We start from the raw sequence: 23069 nt of genomic DNA, 5'->3' as shown, positions 1-23069 counted from the left end.
TCGAGCCACTATGACCAACGATAGTAAAATTGAATCGACGAATAGGTTCTGTTTGATGGGACCGCGTCGTCGTTCATATAATCCCGAACTTTCCAAAAATATCCTGCCGTGGCAGGAGAGGAAATATGATTTTTCTGATCGGTAAAATTGAAGGCGAAATAGTCTTCTTTTTTTGTTTTTCGAGCAAATTCACGCAAATCTGGCAAACGCTTTGAGCCGTAAGGGTGAGTACGTTCCGAATCAGGGTGCGTGCCAATAAGATAGGGGTTTCCCGTCAGACGCTCAAATTGCTCATGTATATCCACCATTAGCAGTGACGTATCAAGATAATGCTTGCTGTCGTAGAGAAAATAAAAGCTGACGAAAGGGCTGACATTATGTGTGATATGGTCATTTCCATAAGATGAATTCGGCCACTCCTTGAGATCGGAAACAAATCCTTCGATATCGTCATTGCCAAGAAAACTGTCCCTTGTACTCACTATTGTTCTTCACTCCAGTACCAGATGGATTCGCCATGTACCGCATCGTCAAAAACAGGCATGATTTTGCCTTGCTCAAAATGGCTACGGCTGTGCAACTTTGCTGGGTTTTCCCAGAAGCCTGTTTGCGGGCAGGGCAGGCCGCCCTCGACGCGCCCCTTGCGTATCAGTGGCTCTGTTTCCTGACTGGTGTAGCGGCCTTCTTCCCATAATGTTCGCGCATAGTCGACCAGGTCTTTGGGATAGACCAGATGGTTGATCTGGCTGTCGTCCAGGTCGAGTATAAAGACGGTCGCCCCCGCTTCAAAGGCCCAGTAACCGTAATACGCGGCATAGCCTTCCTCGTTGATGTTGAGATGCTCATCGTACCAGCGCGGATGATTTTTCATGGCCGGATACCACTGTTTCAAATACTTCTGGAGCAGGGCTAAGGCAGCGTTGTCGTCTTCTTCATAGAATACTTGCAGCAGAGTGTTGTAGGGCTTGCTGATAATGCAGGTGTCCAGGTCTTGACTGTCCTCGACATATGCACCAATCAATTGCTCGAACAGCCCATCGTGGCCACGGTGGCTGCGCAGCACGTGGATGATGCGTCGCACCGACCGCTGATCGCGTAGCAGAATGGCGATGCTGAGCAGTTGAAGCATGTCTTCATAATCGGAAAGGATGGAAAACTGCGGCGCACCCTCGTATTCATATGGCCCATCTTCTGGAAAATCGAGCGCCAATTCTTGCTGATAGAGTTGATCCACCTCGTTCCATTCTTCAAATTTATCCACGATGTCTGCAATGCGCGGCGCCAGTGCATCAAGCGGTTCACCTGCCGTATAGTCGAGTATCCATATCCAGAACGCTTCCAAATACAAAAACTGGTAAATGACAGTTTGACTTTGTGTCGACTCAGCGATATTTTTGTTGAGAAGTTGTCCTTCAAATAATTCGAGTTGGTTTTTTCGCGTGTTATGGTAAATGTCTTCATGGAGAAATTTTTGCCGGCGCCGCGCATTGAATGAACTGGTACTCATTGTTTCCCTGTAAGCTAAACACCGTGGAACGTTAATATATATATCAGCGCTGACGAATTTCGAGGGAAGCATCTCCCATGCTGTCATGGAGGTTACTGTTCCGTACTCCAATACAAAATGGTTTCTCCATATCTAGAGTCATCGAAAACTGGCATTCTGTCACCTTGCTCAAAATGGCTACGGCTGTGTAACTTTGCTTGGGTTTCCCAGAAGCCGGTTTGCGGGCAGGGTTGGCCTCCCTCGACACGACCGGCCTTATTTATTAAGTCAGTATCCATACTGGTGTAACGGTGTTCCGCGCGTAACTTGCGGCCATAATTGACCAGGTCTTTGGGGTAGACAAGATGATCAATAGCGCTGTCGTCCAGGTCGAGAATAAAGACCGCCGCTCCGGCTTCAAATGCCCAATAGCCATAATAGCCGGCATAGCCCCCTTCGCTGATTCTAAGATGCTCGTCATGCCAGCGTGGATGATCCTTCATTACCGGATACCACTGTTGCAGATATTTCTTGAGCAAGGTGAGTGTGGCCGTTTCATCTTCTTCATAAAACACACGTAGCAAGGTGTCATAAGGGGCGCCAAGTACGCAGGTATCGCGCTCGACGTTGTCGACATAAGCACTGATCAATTGCTCGAACAGGCCATCTTGACCGCGATGGCTACGTAGTACGTGGATGATGCGTTGGACCGAACGCTGATCGCGCACCAAAATGGCAATGCTCAGCAGTTGCAGCGTGTCTTCGTAGTCGGAAAGTATCGAGAAATCGGGCGCCCCCGAATATGTATACTGACCATATTCAGGCAGCTTCTGCGTACACTCCTGCTGATACTTTTGATCCACTTCGTTCCACTCTTCAAATTTGTCCACAATATCGGCGATTCGAGGCGCCAGTTGATCGAGGGCTATGCCTGCCGTGTAGTCAAGCATCCATATCCAGAGCAATTCCAGATACAGAAAATGATGAACGGAGGAACTTTCGCCTATCGAATATGCATCCTTTCTGTTTTCCTCTCCTCCCCGGATCAAGGAAAGTTGATTTGTCCGTGTTTTTTGATAAAGTTCTTCATGGAGAAAATGCTGTCTACGTCGTTGATGAAAGGGTAAATCTTCCATGGTCACGTGCTTTTCTCTTGGGTAAATTGTATTCGTGTCAAAGAAGGTATGCGTATGCTCGAACCGCAATGCATGATTGCCTTTTCCAATCGAGCATCAGGTCGATGGTCTCGAACATCAGTACCGTCGCTGTTTCTTCATGCGTTCAGGAAGCGCCACACTGTCAAGCCGTAGGCGGAATCCAGATTGCTCATGATCTCGCCCTGTTCAAATCGCCGGGTTGCGGCGGAATGTCCAGCGCTTGCCATTGTCCGGCCTGCGGGCAGGCCTCGCTGGCGTAGGCGCGCAATTCCAAAGGCTCCTGTGCTGGCGCGGCGTCATCCGGGCCGCCGTCATCGCGGCGCTGACGCAGCTCGGCGCTGGGCCAGTCGCTGTCGGCATCGAAGCGCCGCATCCAGCGCAGCGAGTCGGCGTCGTTGAAGCGTTCGTTGGGATCGCCGTCCCATTGGCCAAAGCCCAGCAGGGCCATGTGGTCGTTGCGGATCGGCTTGAGCAGCTTGTTGAGCAGCGCCGGCAATTCCGGCACGCCGTCCTCTACCGGGTAGAGCGCCGGCTCCTCGCCTAGTTCGATCCATAGGCCGGAATCGAGCTCGTCGATCCGGATTTGCGGATGCTGCAGGCTGAGTTTTATCTGGTCGCGGCTCAGGTCCAATTTTTCACGCCACGTATCCGATAGCAAAAAGCCCCAGGTTGGCGGGCGGATGCCGTCTGCCAGCGAGCCGTTCATGGAAAAAGGATAATCAATGTCCAAACCAAAAAATCGCGGCGCCAGAGAGCGTTCCCACACGGTCACTTCTGAGCGGGTACCGAAGGCAAGCGGATTGGCCATCGAAAAGCCGCTGTAAACCTGATCAGGTTTTAGTTTTTCCATGGTTTTCAGAACAAACTGCCGCCACGCATTCTTGTTGTCCTTCCACCATGACCAGCGATAGTAGAATTGAATGGATGAGTAAACCTTGTTTGATGGTTCGGGATTGTCATTCATATAGTCCCGCATTTTCCAGAAATATCCAGCAGTAGAAGGAGACGAGTTATGTTTTTTCTGATCGGTAAAATTGAAGGCGAAATAGTCTGTTTTTCTTGTTTTTCGAGCAAATTCACGCAGATCTGGCAATCGCTTTGAGCCTTAAGGGTGAGGACGTTCCGAATCGGGATGTGTGCCGATAAGATAGGGATTCCCTGTCAGTCGTTCAAATTCCTCATGAATACCCACCATCAGCAGTGACGTATCAAGGTGGTGCTTAGTGTTGTAGAGGAAATAGAAAGTAGTAAATGGAGACACACCTAGATCTTGATTTCCATCGTCACAGGACATGTTTGGCCATTCCTTGAGGTCCGCAACCATTCCCTCTACATCTTCGGCAGTAAAAAAACGTTCCGTTGTGCTCATCTTTTCTCCTCTCACGTCGTTGTTTTTTATACCTTCAGAAAATGCCATACCGTCAAGCCACAGGCAGCATCCAGATTGCTCATGATCTCGCCCTGTTCCAATCTGCGGGTTGGCAGCCGAATGTCCAGTGCTTGCCGCTGACCGGCCTGCGTAGGCGCGCCATTCCAAAGGCTCATGCGCTGAGGCAGCCCGGCGCTGGGCCAGTCGCTGGCTGTGCCAGATGGAAAATGGGCTATTGTTCTTCACTCCAATGCCAGATGGTTTCACCGTATGCCGCATCATCAAAAACAGGCATGATTTGGCCCTGCTCAAAATGACTGCGGCTGTGTAATTTTGCTGGGGTTTCCCAGAAGCCTGTTTGAGGGCAGGACTGGCCGCCCTCGACGCGTCCCTTGCGTATTAGTGGTTCTGTTTCCTGACTGGTGTAGCGGCCTTCTTCCCATAACTGTCGTGCATAATCGACCAGGTCTTTGGGGGAGACGAGATGCTCGATCTGGCTGTCGTCCAGGTCGAGCATAAAGACGGTCGCAGCCGCTTCGAAGGTCACGTAGCCGTAAAAGGCGGCATAGCCTTCCTCGCTGATTTTGAGATGCTCATCGTACCAGCGCGGATGATTTTCATGGCCGGATACCGTTCCGTACTCCAATACCAAATTGTTTCCCCATAGTTGGAGTCATCGAAAACCGGCATCTTGCCGCCTCGGGATGTTTTTGAGCGCCTGGCGCCCCGCGGGCATATTCAATTTTCCAGATATCGCCAGACAGTCAATCCATATCCTGACTCGAGGTCGAGCATGGGCTGTTCCCGCTCATACGACATGGCACGCGGAGGAATATCGAGCGATTCCCACGTTCCCGCCTTGGGGCAGGGGTCGCCAGCCTTGGCGCGCAACTCGTTTGCCGGCACAGGACCGCCGCCGTCCGGTTCATAGTCCACGCGTGCCTGCCGGAAAAAGGCCGTCAGGTCTGCCGGATAGAATGTGGCATCGCGATAGCTGCTGTCGTCGATATCGAGCAGGCAGGTGATGGCTGCCGCTTCCCATGACCAGTAGCCTAAAAATGACGTATCGCGCTCGTGACTGTCATAGTAGGGTTCACGGCGGCTGGCGTAATACCATTCTTCCAGGTAGTCCTGCATCAACGCCGGACGATCTTTTTCTTCTGCCGCGAATATCTTGAGTGTCTTGAAATAGGGCAGGTGGCGCGTGCATTCCGGCCAGTCGGTATCCCTGCCATCGATGGAAAATGCCAGCAGGCGTTCAACCAGCCCATCTTTTTCATGGTTGTTGAAATCGATGACAGGCGCCAAGCGGGGCAGCAAATTACCCCAACCCAGGAGAATGCCAAGGCAGATCATCCGGTTGACTTGTTCGTATGCGACATCGGGCAGGGCGAAGTGGGGAAAGCCCCGTTCCGCGGCGCTGGCCTGCAGGTCAAAAGCCGTGTCATATCTGGCAAACTCTTCCCAATATTCCAGTATCGTGGGATATAGCGCGCGCAGATCGGCTGTCGTATGGCCGGCGCTGTAGGCCAGGGTGAGCTGGTCGATACCTTCCCAGGCCCGCTGGCGCGTCGCCGTCATGAAGTTTTCTGGCGGGATATTCTGCAGTACTTCCGCGGGCTGTTGCAAGCCTGCCTCCACCATGTCGAAGCACTCGTCCTGGCTGTCTTTGCTTTCAACATAGATGGCGTATGACAACAGCAACTCCCTACGGGATGCGAGAAAAGTCTTTTCATCCAGTGTCTGCATGCTTATTTCCTTAATATATTTTCTGGAATATCCAGCATCAACTGGATTTCATGATTGCGCCCCTTTGACTGCCGATGCTTGGTCAATTGACGACCGGTGACCAGTGAAATCCAGCGTAGATAGGGGGGGCTGGCTTTGGGATTGAGCAGCTGGCCTGCCGCGTATTTTTTCATCAAGGGCTTGATGGTGACTCCGGTAGCCGTCAGTTTCTCCGATTTTATCGAGCGGGCGATCCATTCGTGGCTCATTTGCGTCGGCAGCTTCGTTTCTTTATTTTCCTTGTTCAAGCCTTTTCTCAGTTCTTTTTCATCCGCTTCCTGGTTCCCTATTTTTACGTCTTGATTTGCATGGGCATCGCGGTCCGCATTTTCGAAAATATTCGGTTTGTTATTGTTTTTCGTGGGATTCGCCGCTTCGTCCGCCCTCAGGGAACTGAATTTTTCCTGCAGATCGGCCGGTAGCGCCGCCATCAGGCGGAAGGAATCGAACAGGCTCGACTTGGTTTCGCCGACAACGAAAGGCTGGCTAAGTGCAGCGCCTTTGAACCACAGATGATCGAGTCCTGCGTGCGGCAGGCTATGCTCTTCGGTCAGCTTGCCGGCATTGTTCGCCTTCTTGAACAGCGCATGTCTTTTCTTCACGAAGTAATCCGTGATGTGCTCGGCCGGTACGCCGGTGTGCCAGCCCTGCTTTTTCTTTTCGCCTTTTTTCTTGGTATTGACCTTGCTGGAATTGGGCTTGGCCTGATTGCCGGTGACGTCCTTGTTCTTTTTCGCTGCAAGTCTCTTTTCGGCCTTGCTGGCGGCTTTTGCTTCCTTGCCGGCAATGTCCTTTCCCGCCTCCTGTGCTGCATGCTGCACGCCTTTTCCTGTCGCGTTGCCGACCGCAGCCGTGTTGTGCGGCAGGTCATGGCCCATCATCTTGCCATGCAGTTTTTTCAGTTCGGCGAAGGCGTCCTCGATCATTTTGGGTCCGCGCTTCTGGATTGCCTGCATTTCCTGGATCAACAGCTTGACTTCCGACTTTCCCGCCACGGCTTTGACGATCCAGCTATCGATGCCGTCAATAAACGTATCGATTACACCCTTGAACAAGCTCTTGCTTTCACGGGCCAGTACGTTCCAGTCGATCTTGCGCATGAATTTTTCGACGTTGCCGCGCAGCTTGGGCGAGACGGCTTCCAGCACACGGCCAAAATTGTGCCCCTTGTTCATCAGCTTGAAGCCGACCTTGAGCGTATCGCCCACGGCGGGTACGCAACCGACCAGGGTGATGGCCAGTTCCACCCAGGCGCCGATGGCGGACGGCGATTTGCTGATGACAATGATGCCAAGGATCAAGTCGCGCGCATCCATGGCCTGTCCCACACCAGGGACGACACCGAGAATACCGGTGATGATGATGTGCGCGGGAGATGAGCCCGAACCAGTGACGAGGTCACTCAGCCAAGTACCGATGCCGTCATCGGCCTGCCTGAGCGCCCGGCTGGCAGGCGAGGCGCCACGGATCGCGCTGGCCGGGACGGTAGGGGTGAGGCCGCTCATGACTCGTCGCCTTCCTGATCGTGCAAGTCCCGGTAGCTTTTGCTTGCGGCTTTGTCAGCAATGCTGTCCTCGTCCTTGTAGCGATAATCGTCGTAGTGAAAATTATATTCAAGTGTGCTGACGGTGGCGCCTGCAGGAAAGTCCTCAGCCATTTCAGCGAGCTCATCCGGAAAGAAATTGTCTTTGTAGTAAGCGGCCTCTTGCGCCAGATAGCGTTCGAGGACCGATTGCGCCTCGTCGTCGCTTTTCGGCTTGCTGCCAGCCAGCTGGTTCGGTTTCTGCTTGTGGCGGGGAACCGCTTCCCTTTCGTCTTCGCCGTAGATCACGACGGCATTGCGATCAGGCAGGTTTTCCAGACGGGCAAAGCCGTTTGCATCGAGCTTGCCTTCCAGGCGGGTGCCATTGTCGAACAGCAAGGCGTATGGCGCCCCCACCATGGGCTGTAAATCATCCCAGCGATAATTCAATTCCATGAAATTGCTTACGTCCCCAGCCTGTGGCAACAAAGGTAATTTTGGGGTGCTGCTTGCCGGTCCCGTCAATTCCTTCATGCTGGCGTTGAAATCGATTTTTCCGGGGCCGTGCAGCATGATGTTGCCGCCTTCGAGGCGGATGTACGCGCCCTGGGCCGTCATCAGGATGTGCTGCTTGGCCGCCGCCGTGACGCTCTTGGCGGTGCTGCTGACGGTGATGGCCTTGTCTGCCGTCAGCCGTGTCGCATCGGACTGGCTTTGGCTGCTGACCTTGCCGCTGGCCGCATGCAGGCGGATGCCGGTTTCCTGGTTCGGCTTGTCCTTGCTGCTGGCCTTGCCGTAGGTGAACAGGCTGATGCCCTTGCCCAGCGCGTACAGGCTGTTGCCCTGCGCCGCGAAGTTGAGATCGGCGCCCGCCGCCAGACTGCCGTTGCCGCCGGCGACCAGCACGGCGCTGGCCGGCGTGGTGGCGGCGATGCCGGACGGGCTGGATAATTGCAGTTGCGGGTCGCCATACGCGCTGGCCTGGCCTTCGCCGCCCGCCGCCTGCTGGCCCTGGCCCTGGCCCGTCGTGGCGGCGCCCTCGGCCGTCGCGCCCAGGACCTCGATGCTGTGCTGCATCTGGGCGAGGGCGGGGAGCTGCGCGGCTGGCGAAGGCGTCTCCGTCTGGTCCGGCGTGGCAGCGGAAGCTGGCGCGGCCGCACCGGCTGTGGCCGGGCTGGGCATTTCGAGCGCGAAATGTTTCTGCGCCTGCTCAGTCAGCGAGGTCTGCAGTTGCAAGCTTTGCCTGAGCTGTTCCAGCGCTTCCTGCGCATTCATCTGGCTGCCGCCAGCATCGCGGCCATGCGCCGACAGCAGCATGCCCGCTCCCGCGCGCAGGGCGGCGCTGTGTTCCGTTTTCAGCTCGGCGCCAAAGCCGGCCGGCGCCAGCCGCTGGTTGTCGCTCTGGTGCCGCAAATGGCCCAGGTTCAGTTCGGCCGTTCCCTGATGGGGGCCGGCGTGGCGCTGCAGGGCGACGCGGCCCTGGCCCGGGCTGTCGTCGAACACCAGCTGGCTGTAGGCGCCACCGCCGCCCTGGCTCGTTGGCAATGCCTGCGTCTTGATGCCCGACAAGGCCGCCGGGTGGGCATGGGCGCCGGCCTGGCCGGGAAACCACGCCGGCGCGTTGCCCGTCGCCGCGCCCGTGCCCTGGCTGACCTGATTGTTTTGCGCGTCGGCCTGACCGCGGCCGTTGTACAGCGTGCCGATGACGACGGGGCGGTCGATATTGCCTTCCAGGAAATCGACGAGCACTTCCTGGCCCACGCGGGGCAGGGCATTGCTGCCCCAGTTGGCGCCGGCGACGGGGGCCAGCGGCGTGGCCACCCGCACCCAGGTGCCGGCGCTGTCGTCGCCGGGCGCACCCGTGTGGCCGTCGGCGGCCGGATGCGCCAGCCGGCTATGGCTTTGCGCGCCCCGCTGCCAGTGGAATTGCACCTTGATGCGGTGGTCGCGGTCCGTATGCAGCTGGGCGCCGGCCGGGCCGACGACGATGGCGGTCTGCTGGCCCATGATGACGGGGCGTGGATGCAGCAGCTGGCCGTGGTCGTTGGCATAGGTGCTGCGGTAGGGGACCTTGCTGCGGATGGCGTCGATGCGGTTGCGGTAAGGCGGGCGTTCGCTGATGGTGTCGCCGACGGCATGCAGGCTGCCGGCCGCCTCTTCGCCGATCAGCGCGTCGAGCAAGCCCTGGCCGAAGCGCTGCAGCAGGCCGCCGCCGAGTTCCGCATCGAGGTTGTTATGCATCAGGTGCACCGTGCGGGTGACGAGGAAGCTTGCAGCGTCGCCACCGCCCGCCGCATCCGTTTGCGCCTGGCCGCTCAGGGTAAACGTGGTGCCGGGCGCCAGGGTGCGCACGGTGCCGGCGCCCGTAAACACTTCCCTGGCCGCCGTCAGCGCCTGTAACTGGCGCTCGGCAAGGCGTTGTCCGTGTTCGCGCGACGGGTAGGCATAGGCGCCGGGCGCGTCGCGGCTGACCAGCGCCATCGTCCCGTCATGGGCGCCAGCGGCGCTGATGGGACGCTGGCCCAGCGCGCGGTAATCCCAGCTGGACAGTTCGATGCCGTTGGTTTGCTGGCGCAGCTGCATGCGCCAGCGGTCCATCGTGTCTTGCGGCATGACGGCGCCTGGCTGGCTGTAGGCAATGCTGGCCTGGGTGTTGGGCTTGAAGCTGCCGTTGTGGTCGGCGATGACGAGGGTGTGGCTGCCCAGGCTGGCGCTGCCCGCGTCGCCAGTGTGTTCGGCATAATAAAACAGGCCTTCCTCGCTCATCAGCCGCTCGGCAAAGGCCCAGTCGCTTTCCTGGTATTGGCTGCAGATGCTGCGTTTCGGATAGATTGCGCGGTCGAGCAGGTCAAAGCGCCAGGCCGGCGCCAGCATGCCCTGGCCCTGGTAGCGGGCAAAGACGACTTCGAGGATGTCGGGTACCGCCAGGTCCTGGAAGACGCGGCTGTCGCGGCCGTGCGCCAGGAAGGCCGTCCACGGCTGCATGGTCAGGTTGTAGCGGGCAAAGCCGCCGTTCGCGCCCGCCAGTTCGACGGCGGTGACGTGGCCGTGGAACGGGCGCCAGCCGCCATCGGCCAAGAGCAATTCCAGCAGGATGGGCTGGCCGATCAGTGACTTGAGGGGAATGGCCGCGTCGAGCGACAGGGCGGCGATGTGGAAGGCATAGCCCAGTCCCAGGCCTTCCTCGCCGCGCACGCATTCGGCCAGCAGCTTGTCCGGGCCCAGGGGCGTGCTCAGCTTCAGCAGGCGCGTGGCCTGGCTGAAACCGTTGGCAACGGGTGACGTACCGGGTGACGGCGACGCGCTTGCTTGGACCAATTCGGACATTGACTGGAACTCCGTGTGGCGAAATGAGGGTACTTGCATTTAATTCAATGATTTGCTTATAAGATTACACCTTAGAAATAGTGATTTAACAAGCGCGATTCAATTGAATCGTGCGCCGGGGCCTGTCATGCGCGGGCCGTGCGGGGCGTTTTTTCCCCTTCTGCTAGAGTGTGGATCTTGCCAATTCCACCATTGAAAAAAATTGTGCAATCACCGGAGCAAGAATGAATACGATGCAATGCGTGGCTGCCGCCATGTTGTGTGCCAGCCTGTCGCCCGCCATGGCGGCGACATCCCCCGTCGAGCCGCCGTTTCTCGATGTGCTCGTCCATCAATACGCCAATTGCGTCAAACCTTCCTACCATCAGGCTGACCTGCGGGTACAGGACGGGGTGGGGCGCTATCAGATCGATGTCAAGGGCGAGGCCTACACGGTCGAACTGCAGGAACGCCTGGGCTTTTCGCTGCAGGCGGGGATAGACGGGCCCGTGGCGGCCATCGTCAAGCTGGACCGGCCGCCCAAGGGGCAGTTCGGCGAGCAGGCGCGCTGGCGTGAACGCTGGCTGCGCGATGTGGCCGAGCGCAGCGGCGTGGCGCTGGACGAGCGGGCGCTTGCCGGTGGTGCGCGCCTGCTGACCGTGAACAAGGGCGAGATCAAGGGGAACTATGTGGGCCAGTCCCTGCTGATCGATCCGGCGCGCCTGTTGTTCATCGATATGGCGTGGCCGAACACGCTGGGGATCTATCGTGGCCCCGATGGCCTGCGGCATGTGCGGGAGGTGCAGGAAGACGTATGGAAGCGTCTGCTGTCTTGTCCGCCAGCTGCGTGACGCTGGCGGCCACCGCATACCCCTACTGCGCGCACGCGCATGGACAAATAATAATGATTCTCATTTATAATGCGGATCCATGGGGTAGCGATGGGCTGGCGCCATGGCGCCACGGTCGGTGAAGGAGGGCATGATGGGCAGTATGTATGGCAACGAGGACATAATCGCGCGCGAGCATCGCGTGTTGATGGCGGAGTATGGCCGCGCGCAGGTGCGCTGCAGTGCGCAGCTGGCTGCGCAGGCGGCCCGCATCGCGCAGCTGGAGTCGGACTTGATGCGCGCGCGGGCGCAGGTCGTGATCCGCGATACAAAACTGGCGCTGGCGCGCGATGAACTGGCCGAACTGGCGGCCAGCGTGCCGGGCCTGCCGACGCGTGCAAGGCTGGCGCGCCGGGTCGAGTGGCTCGGTGAGCGGGTGCAGGACCTGATGCGCGAGCTGCTGCGCCTGCAGTGGCTGCCCGCGCCAGCCTTGCAGGCCGACCTGCGCGAAAAAGCCGTGCTGTATGTGGGCAGCTATCTGGAGCAGAATGCGGGCCAACAGGCCGCCGGCGCCAACGTGGCGCAGCAAGCCATCGAGCAGGCCGGCGGGCGCTTCCTGCACCATGCTGGCGGCGACGATGGCGCCGACGACGTGGCGGCGCTGGAAGCGGGCCTGGTGGCGGCCGACCTGGTGATTTGCCAGACGGGCTGCGTCAGCCACGACGCCTACTGGCGCGTGCACGACCACTGCAAGCGCACGGGCAAGCAGTGCGTGCTGGTGGACCAGCCGCAAGCCATGCATTTCGTGCGCAAGGAAGCGCTGCTCACCTGACCTTCGCAGCGCTTAACGCCTGCTTAATCCGCATGGGCCACAATGGCGATCCATTCGACGTTATAGAGAGCGCCCATGCTGTCCCTGCAAATCGGCCCCCTGGCCCTGCCTACGGGTCTGGTCCTGCTGTTCGTTTCCCTGTGCGTCGCCTATGGCGTGGCGTGGTCGCTAAGGCGGTATCGCCAACTGCCGGATGCCGGTCCTCTCGTTTCCGACATGCTGATCGCCGGCCTGCTGGCGGCGCGCCTGGCGTTCGTTCTACGCTGGCACGAACAATATCTGGTGGCGCCCTGGTCCATCATCAATATCCGCGATGGCGGCTTCCTGGCGCCAGCCGGCATCGCGGCCGCGCTGGCCATTGCCGCGTGGCGCTGCCGGCGTCCCGCCATGGCGGCCATGCGCCGTCCGCTGGCCGTCAGCGTCGCGTCCGGCGCGCTGGCCTGGGGCGTGCTGAGCGCAGGGATCTCGCTGGCCTACGACAAGCCGGCGGCCTTGCCGGCCGTGGCGTTGCAGGCGCTCGATGGCGCGCCAGTGACCCTGGCGGCGCTGGCCGGCGGCAAGCCCATGGTGGTCAACCTGTGGGCCAGCTGGTGCCCGCCATGCCGGCGCGAGATGCCCGTGCTGGCCGCCGCGCAGCAGGCGCGCGCCGATATCGTCTTCGTGTATGCGAACCAGCGCGAGGATGCGGCGGCGGCCAGCGCTTTCCTGGACCGGAGCGGCGTCACCCTGCGCAATGTGCTGCTCGACAGCGTAGCGGCGCTGGGCAAGGCGGCCGGGTCCTCGGCCCTGCCCACCACCCTGTTTTATGACGCACAAGGTCACCTGGTCGATACGCACCTGGGCGAATTGTCCGACGCCTCGCTGGCCAGCAAGCTGCAAAAGATCGCGCCGGCGCCCTGACGCGGCCGCAGCCGTTTCTGATAGTATACCCCCCTATAGTATTTATGGAGACGGGATCATGGGACACACGGCGCACCACAAGACCAAGCTGCTCAATCGCGTGAAGCGTATCCGGGGACAGGTGGAAAGCCTGGAGCGGGGCCTGGAAGAGGGGCGCGACTGCGGCGAGGTGCTGCAGCTGATCGCCGCCGTGCGCGGCGCCGTCAATGGCCTGATGGCCGAAGTCATCGAAGAACACTTGCGCGAGCACGTGGCCAGTCCCGATATCTCGGGCGACGAGCGGGCCAGGGGCGCCGACGACATCGCGGGCATCCTGCGCACCTACCTCAAATAAGGAGACCGTCATGCAAACGCCATTTATCAAGGAAGACCTCTCCGCCTGGCAGCACGAACACGTCTTTGGCGCAGCCAGCGACAAGGCCGAGCGCCGCGCGCGCATCGTCATGTGGATCACCCTGGCCACCATGGTGCTGGAAATTGTCGCTGGCTGGTGGTATAACTCCATGGCCCTGCTGGCTGATGGCTGGCATATGAGTTCGCACGCGCTGGCCATCGGCCTGGCCGCGTTTGCGTATGCGGCCGCGCGCCGCTATGCGCGCGATCCCCGCTTTGCCTTCGGCACGTGGAAGATCGAGGTGCTGGCCGGCTATACCAGCGCCATCCTGCTGCTGGGCGTTGCCGTGCTGATGGTCGTGGCCTCCGTCGAGCGCCTGTTGTCGCCGCAGCCCATCCACTATCCGCAGGCGATGGCGGTGGCGGCTTTCGGCCTGGCTGTCAATCTCGTATGCGCGCTGATCCTCGGCGGACACCACGATCACCACCATGGTCACGGCCATGAGCATCACGACCATCACGACCACCACCATGGCGAAGACCTGAACATGAAGGCCGCGTACATTCACGTGCTGGCCGACGCCGCCACGTCCGTGCTGGCCATCATCGCGCTGGGCGGCGCTTGGGCTTACGGCTGGCAATGGCTCGATCCCGTGATGGGCATCGCGGGCGCCGTGCTGGTGGCCCTGTGGGCGAAAAAGCTGATGCAGGAAACGGGCAAGGTCTTGCTGGATCGCGAGATGGACCACCCCGTGGTGGAGGAAATCCGCGAAGCCGTGGAAGTGGCAAGCGCCGGCGACACGCCGCGCATCGTCGACCTGCACGTGTGGCGAGTCGGCAAGCAGCTGTACTCGTGCGCCTTGTCCGTCGTCAGCCGCGATGCCGCATTGACGGCCGCCGAGCTGCGCGCGCGCATCGGCATCCACGAGGAAATCGTCCACAGCACCATCGAGATTATTCGCCGGCCTTGACAATGATGGCGAAAAAGCATGCTGATGCGGGGCGTAGGCAGTATAATGTCGGCTTTTACAGCACGCGCTGTTCACCAGACAGAGAATAAAATGAGCACATTACCACCATGCCCGCAATGCAAATCCGAATTCACGTACGAAGACGGCAGCCAGTTGATCTGCCCTGAATGCGCGCATGAATGGTCGGCCACGGCCGGCGAAGCGGTGGAAGAGGGCGCCAAGGTGTACCGCGATTCGGCCGGCAATATCCTGCAGGACGGCGACACGGTCAGCGTCATCAAGGACTTGAAATTGAAGGGCGGCGGCGGTGTCGTCAAGATGGGCACCAAGGTCAAGAACATCCGCCTGGTCGACAGCGACCACGATATCGACTGCAAGATCGACGGCTTCGGTTCCATGAGCCTGAAGACGGAATTCGTCAAGAAAGTCTAACGCTATTCCCTGTCATACGGCGCGCCTGGCTTGATACCAGCGCGCCGTTTTTTTATTCAGACGCCATGCAAATCGACCATCTCCGCCAGCGCCTGCGCGCCTTGGGCGCCAAGCCCCTGCACGAACAGCGCGTGCTGCGCGACTGGATCCAGGGCCAGCCGCACGACCAGGGCCGGCGCCGCGCCGCAGACTTTTTGCCGCTGCCCGTGCGCGAGGCCTTGCCCGCGCTCGACCTCGAATTGCAAGGCATGCTGAAATTGCTCAGCACACACCCGGGCGCGGACGGTTCCGCGCGCCTGCTGGTGGGCCTGCACGACGGCCAGACGGTGGAAAGTGTGCTGCTGCCGCGCGACGGCTTGTGCGTATCGAGCCAGGTCGGTTGCGCCGTGGGATGCCAGTTCTGCATGACGGGCCGTGACGGCTTGATCCGGCAAGTCACCAGCGGAGAAATTGTCGCCCAGGTGGTACTGGCGCGCACCATGCGTCCCGTGAAAAAAGTCGTCTTCATGGGCATGGGCGAGCCGGCGCATAACCTGAACAATGTGATGGAAGCGATCGAGCTGCTGGGTACCGAGGGCAATATCGGCCACAAGAACCTCGTGTTTTCCACGGTGGGCGACCCGCGCGCCTTCGAGCGCTTGCCGCAGGGGCGGGTCAAGCCGGCGCTGGCCTTGTCGCTGCACACCACCAAGCCGGAGTTGCGCGAACAGCTGCTGCCGCGCGCGCCCAGGCTGTCGCCGCGCGAACTGGTGGACTTCGGCGAAGCATATGCGCGCCTGACCGGCTATCCGGTGCAGTATCAGTGGACCCTGATGGAAGGCGTCAACGACGGTGACGATGAGATGGACGGCATCGTCGCGCTCTTGCAGGGCAAGTACGCCGTGCTCAACATGATCCCGTATAACACCATAGCCGACTTGCCGTTCAAGCGCCCCAGCTGGGAAAAGGCGCGCGCCATTGCCGCCGCCCTGCACGCGCGCGGCGTGCTGACCAAATTGCGCGATTCGGCCGGGCAGGACGTGGAAGGCGGCTGCGGGCAGTTGCGTGCGCGTGAGGCCAAGGGCAAGGTCATTCCCATTCGTGCCAGCGTCTAAACTCCTCCCAGCAAATCGTTTTCATTCAATATCGCAAACGCGATCTCGGGGTGCGCGGCCAGGCAGCGGCGCACGGCGGCCGGAATGGCGGCGCGCGTCTTGCGGCACAGGCCGGGCCGTTCCATCAGGCGGATCTGGAAGCCGCGCACAGTGCGCACTTCGCCGCTGCCCGGTGTAATCTGCAATTCCACGCCCAGGTTTTTCTGCAACAGCAGTTGCAGCTTTTGCAGTTGCGCATGGGTGGCGATGGCCTCGATGTGCGCCAGCAAACGCTTTTCTTCCGTCAGGTTCAGGCGCAGGATGGACAGATCGGCCTGCGCATCGTCGAGCAGGCGCTCGCGCCCGCAGTCGCACAACTGCGGCGGACACTCCTTGCGGACTTCAAAGTCGACGATACGCATGTGCGGCTTCCAATGGCGATCCCGGATAAATCAAGTATCGTCCGCCGCCTGGCGCCTGTCAATCAGCGCGGGCTGACGATCAGACACCATAGGATCGGCCCTTGCTCGTTGCTGTGCTGGTGATGGTCTTGCGGCGGCATGACGCGGCCTTGACCGCGTGTCTTGGCGCGCACCGCGCCCTGTGTTGTAATGTTGCCCATCCCATTTGAATACGCAAGGCCATGAGAACCCGCATCAAGATTTGCTGCATCGCTTCCATCGACGAAGCGCAACTGGCCATTGCCGCCGGCGCCGATGCGCTGGGCCTGGTGGCTGCCATGCCGTCCGGGCCCGGACCGATTCCCGACGCGCGCATCGCGCAGATCGCCGCCTGGACGCCGCCCCCGGTAGCCACGTTCTTGCTGACGTCCGAGACGACGGCGCAAGCCATCGCCGAACACGTGCGCGCCACGCAGCCGTCCACCGTGCAGATCGTCGGCCATATCGACCCGCGTGAAGTCGAGGAACTGGCGCGCCTGCTGCCCCATGTGCGGCGCGTGCAGGTGATCCATGTGGAGGGGCCGCAGGCTTTGGACCTGATCCCCGCCTACGCGCCCCATGTGCACGCTTTCCTGCTCGATTCGGGCCGCCCTGGCGCGCTGGTCCCGGAACTGGGCGGCACGGGCCGCACGCACGACTGGTCCGTCAGTGCGCGCTTCGTGCGCGCCAGTCCCCGTCCCGTTTTCCTCGCCGGTGGGCTGAACGACACCAACGTTGCCGATGCACTGCGCCAGGTGCGCCCCTACGGCATCGACCTGTGCTCGCGCGTGCGCACGGACGGCAAGCTCGATGTCATGAAGCTGGCCCTGCTGATGGCGGCCGTGCGCGACGTGGACGCGGCGCTGTATGCGGAGGGCTAATCAGCCGCCGGCAGCACATTCATCTCGCGCACGAACGCTTCCGTAAACGCGGCCACCATGCCGCTGGCCGCGCGCGGCGAAATCAGGCCGACGATGGAATGCGATTCCTCGTCCGGCAGTGCAATAAAACGCACGCCTGGCGGCGCCACCAGGCGCATGCTGTCGGGGACGATGGCGATGCCCATGTTGGCCTCGATCAGGTTCAGCTGCGACGTCTTGCGCGACAGGGCGCGCGCCGCCTTCGGAAAGAAGCCCTGCGCCAGGCACAGGCCCGCCACCAGGTAGCTGAGGCCTCCCCGGTCCTTGTGCGGGATCGAGACGAACGCTTCGTCGCGCAGCGCGGCTATCGTCGTGCGTTCCAGCGCGGCCAGCGGCGAGGCAGATGACACGGCCACCACCAGTTTTTCCGCAAACAGTTCGCGCACGACGATATTGGCATGCTTGCGCAGGGTGGGCAGGCGCACGAGGCCCAGGTCGGCGCGGCCTTCCTCGATATCGGCAGCCTGGTTTTCCGACGAGCCCTTCGACACATCGAGCGAGACGCCGGGAAACTGCGCCAGTAGCCGGTTCAGCACGGCGCCGATGGCGGGCGTGAGGGTGACGGAACTCGAATGCAGCAGGCGGATGATGCCTTGCGCCCCTTGTCCCACGTGGCGCGCCTGCCGCACGGTTTCGTCGATGTCTTCGAGGATGCGCTTTGCCCGTTCATAAAAGACCTGTCCCGCGGGCGTGAGTTCGATATGGCGCGCGTCGCGCGTCAGCAACTGGGCTTGCACCTCGCCCTCGAGCTCCTTGATCTGCCGGCTCAGGGCCGACTGCGCGATAAATAACTTTTCCGCCGCGCGCGAATAGCTGCCCGCATCGACGACTTCGACAAAATAGCGGAACTGTCTGATGGAAATCAATCGTATGCCTTTTCGAGATCGGAGACTGCCTGATTTGATATTAGCCTGGCCCCGGCATTCGCGTTACAGTGGCCTGGTCTGCTGTCACTGCAAAGGAATGGCCATGCTGGAATTGATCGGGGTGCTGGGATTGCTCGTCAGTATTATCGTAAAACTGATTTTCGTCCAGATCGGCGGAGCTGGCAAAGGCAAGGAAGATTAATATGCCAGAGTCGCGACATACGGTGCCGGCAAAGCCAGCGCTTGCAAGCGGCAAGCCGGTGCTACCCCGTTCCACTCCGCCAGAGGCAGCCCTGCGCACTTGAGCACCGCCTCGCGCGCCGTCCATGCCTGCGCCAGGGCCAAGGGGCGCTGTGCATCGGGGCAGGCGGCCAGTTCCTCGGCCACCTGCGGCCCCAGATAGTCGCGCGCCAGATTGAACCAGCCGGCAATGTCCTGCACCCGCATCACGTCGATGCCGACAGGGCCATGCAGGCCGATGGCGGCCAGCGAGATGCCTTCGTCATGGGTAAATGACAAACCCGCCACGCGGCCGGCCAGTAGCAAACGTGGAGGGGCGCCCGGCGTTGACTTCACCGAGATCGCCTCGATATCCATCTTCAGCCATGTCGCCATCGCCTCGCGCACGGCGGCGCGGAGGCGCAACCGGGCCTCCAAGCGCGGCAGCACGGCGGCAATGCCGATCACCAGCACGCCATCCGTCGACCAGAACACCGTGGCATCCATCAGCTGCGATCAGCTACGCAAAGGCGCGGCCGGGCAGCCCGCCCAGTTGCTGCCGGCGGGGATGTGCTCGCCCTTCATCACCAGGGTCAACGGTCCCAGGCGCGCATTGTCTCCCACCTTGGCGCTGTACAGCACGGAGCTGCGCGGGCCCATGTAGACGCGCTGGCCGATCTCCACATGGTCGATCTTCATCACACGGTCCTCGAACAGATGCGTTTGCGGACAGGTGAGGGCGTTCAATTCGCTGTAGTCGCCGATGTGCACGCAGTCGAATTCCGTGATGTCGGTCGTGTCCATGTAGACGCCGCGGCCGATCTTGCAGCCGAACAGGCGGAAGGCCAGCGGCAGCCACGGCGTGCCGCGCAGGTAGCGCATGAAGTTGGGCACGGCGATGCCTTCGTACAGATTGGTCACGCCTTCGGAAATCCACACGAACGGCGTCCACATGGGGGCCGCGTGCTTGCGGTAGCGCCCCAGCAGCAGCCACTTGAACAGCACCACCACCAAAAAATTGCCGATGCCGTAGGCCAGGCCGGCAATGGCCAGGTCGCCCACCACTTCGCCCCAGCGCCCGGCGCCCGCGATCGGCATCACGTCCAGCACCAGCGTGTAGCCGACGGCGATCACCACCGCGTGCGGCGCGACGATGCGGAACGCTTCGATCAGGCTGCGGCCCAGGCGGCGCAACAGCGATGGCTTGAACGTCAGGTGTTCGGCAAAGCCGCTGACCTGTTCGCGCGCGGGTAAATGCATGGGAGGGGAGCCCAGCCACGTGTCGCCGCTGTGCATCTGCTCATTGCGCGGCGCATGCGTGTGCACGCCGATCAGTACGTGTTCGGGCAGCGTGGTGCCGTCCGGGATATAGCTGCCGTTGCCGACAAAGCTGCGGTGCGAGATGACAGTGGGACGCATGGTCATCCAGCCGCCGTCGATCTGTTCGTCGCCCAGCATGACGGCGTCGGCGATGAAGGTATCGTCGCCCAGGGTCAGCATGTCAGGCACCACGCCCAGCGCCGTGGAAATCTCGGCACCCTTGCCGACCTTGGCGCCCAGCAGGCGGTACCAGTACGGCGCGTACACGGTGGCGTAAATGCCGTGCAGGACGTTCAGGCTCGATTCCTGGATATGGCTGACCAGCCACTTGGCGCAATAGATATTGCTGTGCACGGGCGAGCTGCCCGGCTTCAATCGCGGCAGCGCGCCCCAGCGGATGGCGGCCGACAGCAGGGCCGTGAGCACGATCAGCACGGCGCTGGCGGGGAAGGCCAGCAGGAAGTAGCGGGCCAGCTGGGTCGTCACGTCGCGTCCCTGCAGCCACGGCATCATTTCGCGCTCGTCGAACCAGTCGATCAGCACGAAGCTGGGGAAGACGGGCATGAAGAACAGCACGGCGATGAGTACCATGCCGAAGCAGAAGAACACGGTTTCGCCCGTCAGGCGCAGGCGCGAAACGGCGGGGCGGGGCGGCTGGCTGGCAGGGTCAAACGCGCCAATGTCGCGCGCGGGAGAACCTGTGTACACGCGTCCGGCCGGCACCGCCGCGCCATCGGCCAGGGCCGATTGTCCTTCCAGGTGGCCGAAGGCGCCCACTTGCGTGTTGCCTTCCAGGATGGCGTAAGAACTGATGCAGGCGTCGTCGCCGATGCTGATCCGGCCCAGCAGCAAACGGCCCCGCTCGACCCGGGCGTTTTCAAAGTTGACGGCATTGCCCACGCTGACGTTGTCGCCGATGGACAGCAGGTCGGGCGCGCGCAGGGTCATCGAGCCGATGACGACTTCCTTGCCGACTTTCGCGCCGAGCGCGCGCAACCACCAGCTGTTCAGGGACGAGCCGCTGAGCAGGTAGGCGGGCGCCGATTCGACCAGGCGGTCGGCCAGCCACCAGCGGTAGTAGGTGACGCCCCACAGCGGATAGCTGCCCGGTTTCAAACGTCCGGCGATCAGCCACTTGCCGGCGATTGCAATGGCAAATTCGGCCAGGGTCGCCAGCAGGAACACGCCGATGGAGGCGGCGATGGCGCGCGGCACGGTATCGCCCGTGTCGCCCGTGAAGAAGTGGTAAGTGAAGAACGGCGCCATCCACTGCGCCATGCGCAGGGTGACGAGGCCAGGCACGGCCGCCGCCTGTGCCGCGCCGCAAATCCAGCGCTTCAGGGTCGATGGTGGCGTCCATTCCGCTTCCGGCGTGGCCAGCGCCGGCGCTTCATTGAGCACGGCGGCGATCTTGCCGATTTGCCGGTTCTGGTAAATGTCGCGCACCGTCATGTGGGCGTAGGCCGGATCGGCGCGCAGTGCGGACGCCAGGCGCGCGGCCAGGAAGGAATGGCCGCCGAGGTCGCTGAAGAAGTCCAGCTGGCGCAAGATCGCCTGGCCCGGGAACAGCTTGGCCAGCGCCGCGAACAGGGCCGCTTCGGCCGGCGTTTCCGGCACGTCCGATTCACCCGCTTCGCCAGCCGGCGGTGCGGACAGGGGCATGGCTTTCAAGGCCTTCCTGTCGATCTTGCCCGAGGTCAGGCGCGGCATCAGCGGCAGCAATTCAAAACGGCCCGGCACCATATACGGCGGCAAATGCAGGTTCAATGCCGCACGCAGGGTTTTCGCGGCCAAGGCATCGTCGGGCGCCTCGTCGCTGCCGACGATATACGCCACCAGCTGGTCGATACCGTCATCCTTGCGCAACAATACAGCCACCGTACCCACGCCCGCCTGCTGCGCCAGCACGGCTTCGATCTCGCCCAGTTCCACGCGGAAGCCGCGAATTTTCACCTGGTCGTCGGCGCGGCCCAGGCACAGCACCTGGCCATCAAGATCGATGCGCGCCAGGTCGCCCGTGCGGTACAGGCGCGCATCGTCAGGACCCGTGCTCCAGGGATTGGGCAGGAATTTTTCCAGCGTCAGGTCGGGCCGGCCCAGGTAACCCTCGGCCAGGCCGGGGCCGATGATGCACAGTTCCCCCGTCTCGCCGCGCGGCAGCAGGACGAGCGGACGGTTTTCTCCCGGCTCGGCCACCTGCAGCACCAGCAAGCCATAGTTGGGCAGCGGCGTGCCGATGGTCACCGGCTCGCCGGGCCGCAAACGCGCCAGGCTGCACGAGACGGTCGCTTCCGTCGGGCCATAGGTGTTGAACATGGCGCGGCCCGGGCGCGACCAGCGCTCGACCAAGGACTCCGGGCACATCTCGCCGCCCAGGTTGATCAGGCGCAGGCTCGGCACTTCCTCGGCAAACAGGGCCAGCAAGGTCGGCACGGCGTGGAGAACGGTGACCTTGTTGTCGGCCAGCGCGCGCGGCAAGGCTTCCGGGTCGCCCGAAATCTCCTTGGGACCCAGCCACAGGGTGGCGCCCACCAGGTAGGCGATCCAGATTTCCTCGAACGACATGTCGAAGGCGACGGAAAAACCCTGGTAGACGGTGTCGGATTGCGTCACCTCCAGCACGGCGTTTTCGCTGCGCAGGAAGTGGCAGATGCTGCGCTGGTTGATCAATATGCCCTTGGGTTTACCCGTGGAGCCGGACGTATAGATCACGTAGGCCGGGTGTTCGGGCAGCACGGCTCCGCGCGTCGGCAGCACTTCGCCCGGCGCGGCGGGGGCCAGCAGGCTTTCCGCCGTCCACACGGGACGCCCAAGTCCGGCATCGGCCAGGCGCGGCGCGAACTGCGCGCAGCTGACCACACCAAAGCCATTGGCGTCATCAAGGCACACTTGCAGGCGCTCGACGGGCGTGTCTTCATCGACGGGCAGCCAGGCGGCGCCCGCCTTGGCAATCGCTGCCTGCATCAGCAGCAGATGGGCGCCGCGCGGCAGCCACAGGCCCACGATGTTGCCGGGCTTGACTCCTGCCGCCACCAGGCGCGCCGCGGCCAGGCCCGCCTGCGCATCGAGTTGCGCATATGTGATGCGGCGCTCGCCATCGATCAGGGCGATTTGCTGCGGGCAGCGGCGGGCCGTCGCTTCCAGCAGATCGGCCAGCACTTCCTCGCGCAGCAGATCCGGTCGCGGCGGGCCGTACAGGATGTCGGCGTGGGTGGAAGGGATGCCTGGGCTGACTGCGGTGAAATCGTTCATGGATGACGCTTATCTGTAATGCGGTGTGAAAAATCTGCCATGCCGGGCATGGT

The 23069-nt window shown here is 61.4% G+C and carries 21 protein-coding genes; 8 read left to right on the top strand and 13 right to left on the bottom strand.

All coding sequences use genetic code 11. The features are described 5' to 3' along the window. Positions 1-8: 8 nt before the first annotated feature. From SJI03_RS22305 to SJI03_RS22265, 9 genes are all read right to left on the bottom strand, one after another. Complete coding sequence (locus SJI03_RS22305) at positions 9-482, bottom strand: hypothetical protein (protein WP_322428629.1); 474 nt, start codon at positions 480-482, stop codon at positions 9-11. After that, positions 482-1507 carry a PoNe immunity protein domain-containing protein gene (locus tag SJI03_RS22300; protein WP_322428628.1) on the bottom strand — a complete coding sequence of 342 codons (1026 nt, stop codon included), beginning with the start codon at positions 1505-1507 and terminating at the stop codon, positions 482-484. Before SJI03_RS22300 ends, SJI03_RS22305 begins: the two co-directional genes overlap by 1 nt. Before the next feature lie 92 nt (positions 1508-1599). Continuing rightward, a complete protein-coding gene (locus SJI03_RS22295; RefSeq protein ID WP_322428662.1) occupies positions 1600-2622 on the bottom strand; it encodes a PoNe immunity protein domain-containing protein in 1023 nt (340 codons plus the stop codon). A 190-nt stretch (positions 2623-2812) separates the two neighbouring features. Next, complete coding sequence (locus SJI03_RS22290) at positions 2813-3736, bottom strand: type VI immunity family protein (RefSeq protein ID WP_322428627.1); 924 nt, start codon at positions 3734-3736, stop codon at positions 2813-2815. 12 nt (positions 3737-3748) lie between these two features. Further along, positions 3749-4258, bottom strand: coding sequence for a hypothetical protein (locus SJI03_RS22285; protein WP_322428626.1), 510 nt, complete (start codon positions 4256-4258; stop codon positions 3749-3751). Beyond that, positions 4245-4658 (bottom strand): PoNe immunity protein domain-containing protein, encoded by a 414-nt coding sequence (locus SJI03_RS22280; RefSeq protein WP_322428625.1) that lies wholly within the window; start codon positions 4656-4658, stop codon positions 4245-4247. The genes SJI03_RS22285 and SJI03_RS22280 overlap by 14 nt, the downstream gene beginning before the upstream one ends. Positions 4659-4750: 92 nt before the next feature. After that, on the bottom strand, positions 4751-5761 hold the full coding sequence (locus SJI03_RS22275) for a PoNe immunity protein domain-containing protein (protein WP_081922354.1): 1011 nt from the start codon (positions 5759-5761) through the stop codon (positions 4751-4753). Between the two features lie 2 nt (positions 5762-5763). Then, complete coding sequence (locus tag SJI03_RS22270) at positions 5764-7305, bottom strand: hypothetical protein (RefSeq protein WP_035817485.1); 1542 nt, start codon at positions 7303-7305, stop codon at positions 5764-5766. Beyond that, positions 7302-10649 (bottom strand): type VI secretion system Vgr family protein, encoded by a 3348-nt coding sequence (locus SJI03_RS22265; RefSeq protein WP_322428624.1) that lies wholly within the window; start codon positions 10647-10649, stop codon positions 7302-7304. The genes SJI03_RS22270 and SJI03_RS22265 overlap by 4 nt, the downstream gene beginning before the upstream one ends. 224 nt (positions 10650-10873) lie before the next feature. Between SJI03_RS22265 and SJI03_RS22260 the strand changes: the two genes are divergently transcribed. From SJI03_RS22260 to SJI03_RS22230, 7 genes are all read left to right on the top strand, one after another. After that, on the top strand, positions 10874-11479 hold the full coding sequence (locus SJI03_RS22260) for a hypothetical protein (RefSeq protein ID WP_099380280.1): 606 nt from the start codon (positions 10874-10876) through the stop codon (positions 11477-11479). Positions 11480-11753: 274 nt separating this feature from the next. Next, positions 11754-12290: a DUF2325 domain-containing protein gene (locus SJI03_RS22255; RefSeq protein WP_322428661.1), complete on the top strand. Its 537-nt coding sequence runs from the start codon at positions 11754-11756 to the stop codon at positions 12288-12290. A gap of 75 nt (positions 12291-12365) precedes the next feature. After that, positions 12366-13190, top strand: a complete 825-nt coding sequence (locus tag SJI03_RS22250) for a TlpA disulfide reductase family protein (RefSeq protein ID WP_322428623.1) — start codon at positions 12366-12368, stop codon at positions 13188-13190. Between the two features lie 58 nt (positions 13191-13248). After that, positions 13249-13524 (top strand): metal/formaldehyde-sensitive transcriptional repressor, encoded by a 276-nt coding sequence (locus SJI03_RS22245; protein WP_322428622.1) that lies wholly within the window; start codon positions 13249-13251, stop codon positions 13522-13524. Between the two features lie 10 nt (positions 13525-13534). After that, positions 13535-14494, top strand: coding sequence for a CDF family Co(II)/Ni(II) efflux transporter DmeF (gene dmeF, locus SJI03_RS22240; protein ID WP_322428621.1), 960 nt, complete (start codon positions 13535-13537; stop codon positions 14492-14494). 90 nt (positions 14495-14584) lie between these two features. Further along, complete coding sequence (locus SJI03_RS22235; protein ID WP_034756972.1) at positions 14585-14926, top strand: zinc ribbon domain-containing protein YjdM; 342 nt, start codon at positions 14585-14587, stop codon at positions 14924-14926. Positions 14927-14991: 65 nt separating this feature from the next. Then, positions 14992-16020, top strand: coding sequence for an RNA methyltransferase (locus SJI03_RS22230; RefSeq protein ID WP_099380276.1), 1029 nt, complete (start codon positions 14992-14994; stop codon positions 16018-16020). On the opposite strand, the gene SJI03_RS22225 is transcribed toward SJI03_RS22230, so the two are convergent. After that, positions 16017-16421, bottom strand: a complete 405-nt coding sequence (locus SJI03_RS22225) for a hypothetical protein (protein WP_099380275.1) — start codon at positions 16419-16421, stop codon at positions 16017-16019. The two genes, SJI03_RS22230 and SJI03_RS22225, sit on opposite strands and share 4 nt — an antisense overlap. Positions 16422-16642: 221 nt before the next feature. Here SJI03_RS22225 and SJI03_RS22220 point away from each other — a divergent pair, with 221 nt between their 5' ends. Then, a complete protein-coding gene (locus SJI03_RS22220; protein ID WP_322428620.1) occupies positions 16643-17320 on the top strand; it encodes a phosphoribosylanthranilate isomerase in 678 nt (225 codons plus the stop codon). Here the strand turns inward: SJI03_RS22220 and SJI03_RS22215 are convergent. From SJI03_RS22215 to SJI03_RS22205, 3 genes are all read right to left on the bottom strand, one after another. Beyond that, positions 17317-18225 carry a LysR family transcriptional regulator gene (locus SJI03_RS22215; RefSeq protein ID WP_322428619.1) on the bottom strand — a complete coding sequence of 303 codons (909 nt, stop codon included), beginning with the start codon at positions 18223-18225 and terminating at the stop codon, positions 17317-17319. The two genes, SJI03_RS22220 and SJI03_RS22215, sit on opposite strands and share 4 nt — an antisense overlap. 198 nt (positions 18226-18423) lie before the next feature. Continuing rightward, positions 18424-18951, bottom strand: a complete 528-nt coding sequence (locus SJI03_RS22210; RefSeq protein WP_322428618.1) for a 4'-phosphopantetheinyl transferase family protein — start codon at positions 18949-18951, stop codon at positions 18424-18426. Between the two features lie 9 nt (positions 18952-18960). Continuing rightward, the gene (locus tag SJI03_RS22205) at positions 18961-23016 is read right to left on the bottom strand and encodes a Pls/PosA family non-ribosomal peptide synthetase (protein WP_322428617.1); all 4056 of its coding nucleotides are present in this window, start codon (positions 23014-23016) and stop codon (positions 18961-18963) included. Between the last annotated feature and the right edge of the window lie 53 nt (positions 23017-23069).

This window comes from Janthinobacterium sp. GMG1 (genome assembly GCF_034427795.1).
GTDB lineage: Bacteria > Pseudomonadota > Gammaproteobacteria > Burkholderiales > Burkholderiaceae_D > Janthinobacterium.
This window is presented reverse-complemented; position numbering and strand designations above follow the sequence as displayed.

What these genes read in the sequence shown, in the direction of transcription:
- SJI03_RS22300 (WP_322428628.1), bottom strand. Translation starts at nt 1,507, where the DNA reads ATGAGTACCAGTTCATTCAATGCGCGGCGCCGGCAAAAATTTCTCCAT.
- SJI03_RS22295 (WP_322428662.1), bottom strand. Translation starts at nt 2,622, where the DNA reads ATGGAAGATTTACCCTTTCATCAACGACGTAGACAGCATTTTCTCCAT.
- SJI03_RS22275 (WP_081922354.1), bottom strand. Translation starts at nt 5,761, where the DNA reads ATGCAGACACTGGATGAAAAGACTTTTCTCGCATCCCGTAGGGAGTTG.
- SJI03_RS22270 (WP_035817485.1), bottom strand. Translation starts at nt 7,305, where the DNA reads ATGAGCGGCCTCACCCCTACCGTCCCGGCCAGCGCGATCCGTGGCGCC.
- SJI03_RS22265 (WP_322428624.1), bottom strand. Translation starts at nt 10,649, where the DNA reads ATGTCCGAATTGGTCCAAGCAAGCGCGTCGCCGTCACCCGGTACGTCA.
- SJI03_RS22260 (WP_099380280.1), top strand. Translation starts at nt 10,874, where the DNA reads ATGAATACGATGCAATGCGTGGCTGCCGCCATGTTGTGTGCCAGCCTG.
- SJI03_RS22255 (WP_322428661.1), top strand. Translation starts at nt 11,754, where the DNA reads ATGCGCGCGCGGGCGCAGGTCGTGATCCGCGATACAAAACTGGCGCTG.
- SJI03_RS22250 (WP_322428623.1), top strand. Translation starts at nt 12,366, where the DNA reads ATGCTGTCCCTGCAAATCGGCCCCCTGGCCCTGCCTACGGGTCTGGTC.
- SJI03_RS22245 (WP_322428622.1), top strand. Translation starts at nt 13,249, where the DNA reads ATGGGACACACGGCGCACCACAAGACCAAGCTGCTCAATCGCGTGAAG.
- dmeF (WP_322428621.1), top strand. Translation starts at nt 13,535, where the DNA reads ATGCAAACGCCATTTATCAAGGAAGACCTCTCCGCCTGGCAGCACGAA.
- SJI03_RS22235 (WP_034756972.1), top strand. Translation starts at nt 14,585, where the DNA reads ATGAGCACATTACCACCATGCCCGCAATGCAAATCCGAATTCACGTAC.
- SJI03_RS22230 (WP_099380276.1), top strand. Translation starts at nt 14,992, where the DNA reads ATGCAAATCGACCATCTCCGCCAGCGCCTGCGCGCCTTGGGCGCCAAG.
- SJI03_RS22225 (WP_099380275.1), bottom strand. Translation starts at nt 16,421, where the DNA reads ATGCGTATCGTCGACTTTGAAGTCCGCAAGGAGTGTCCGCCGCAGTTG.
- SJI03_RS22220 (WP_322428620.1), top strand. Translation starts at nt 16,643, where the DNA reads ATGAGAACCCGCATCAAGATTTGCTGCATCGCTTCCATCGACGAAGCG.
- SJI03_RS22210 (WP_322428618.1), bottom strand. Translation starts at nt 18,951, where the DNA reads ATGGATGCCACGGTGTTCTGGTCGACGGATGGCGTGCTGGTGATCGGC.
- SJI03_RS22205 (WP_322428617.1), bottom strand. Translation starts at nt 23,016, where the DNA reads ATGAACGATTTCACCGCAGTCAGCCCAGGCATCCCTTCCACCCACGCC.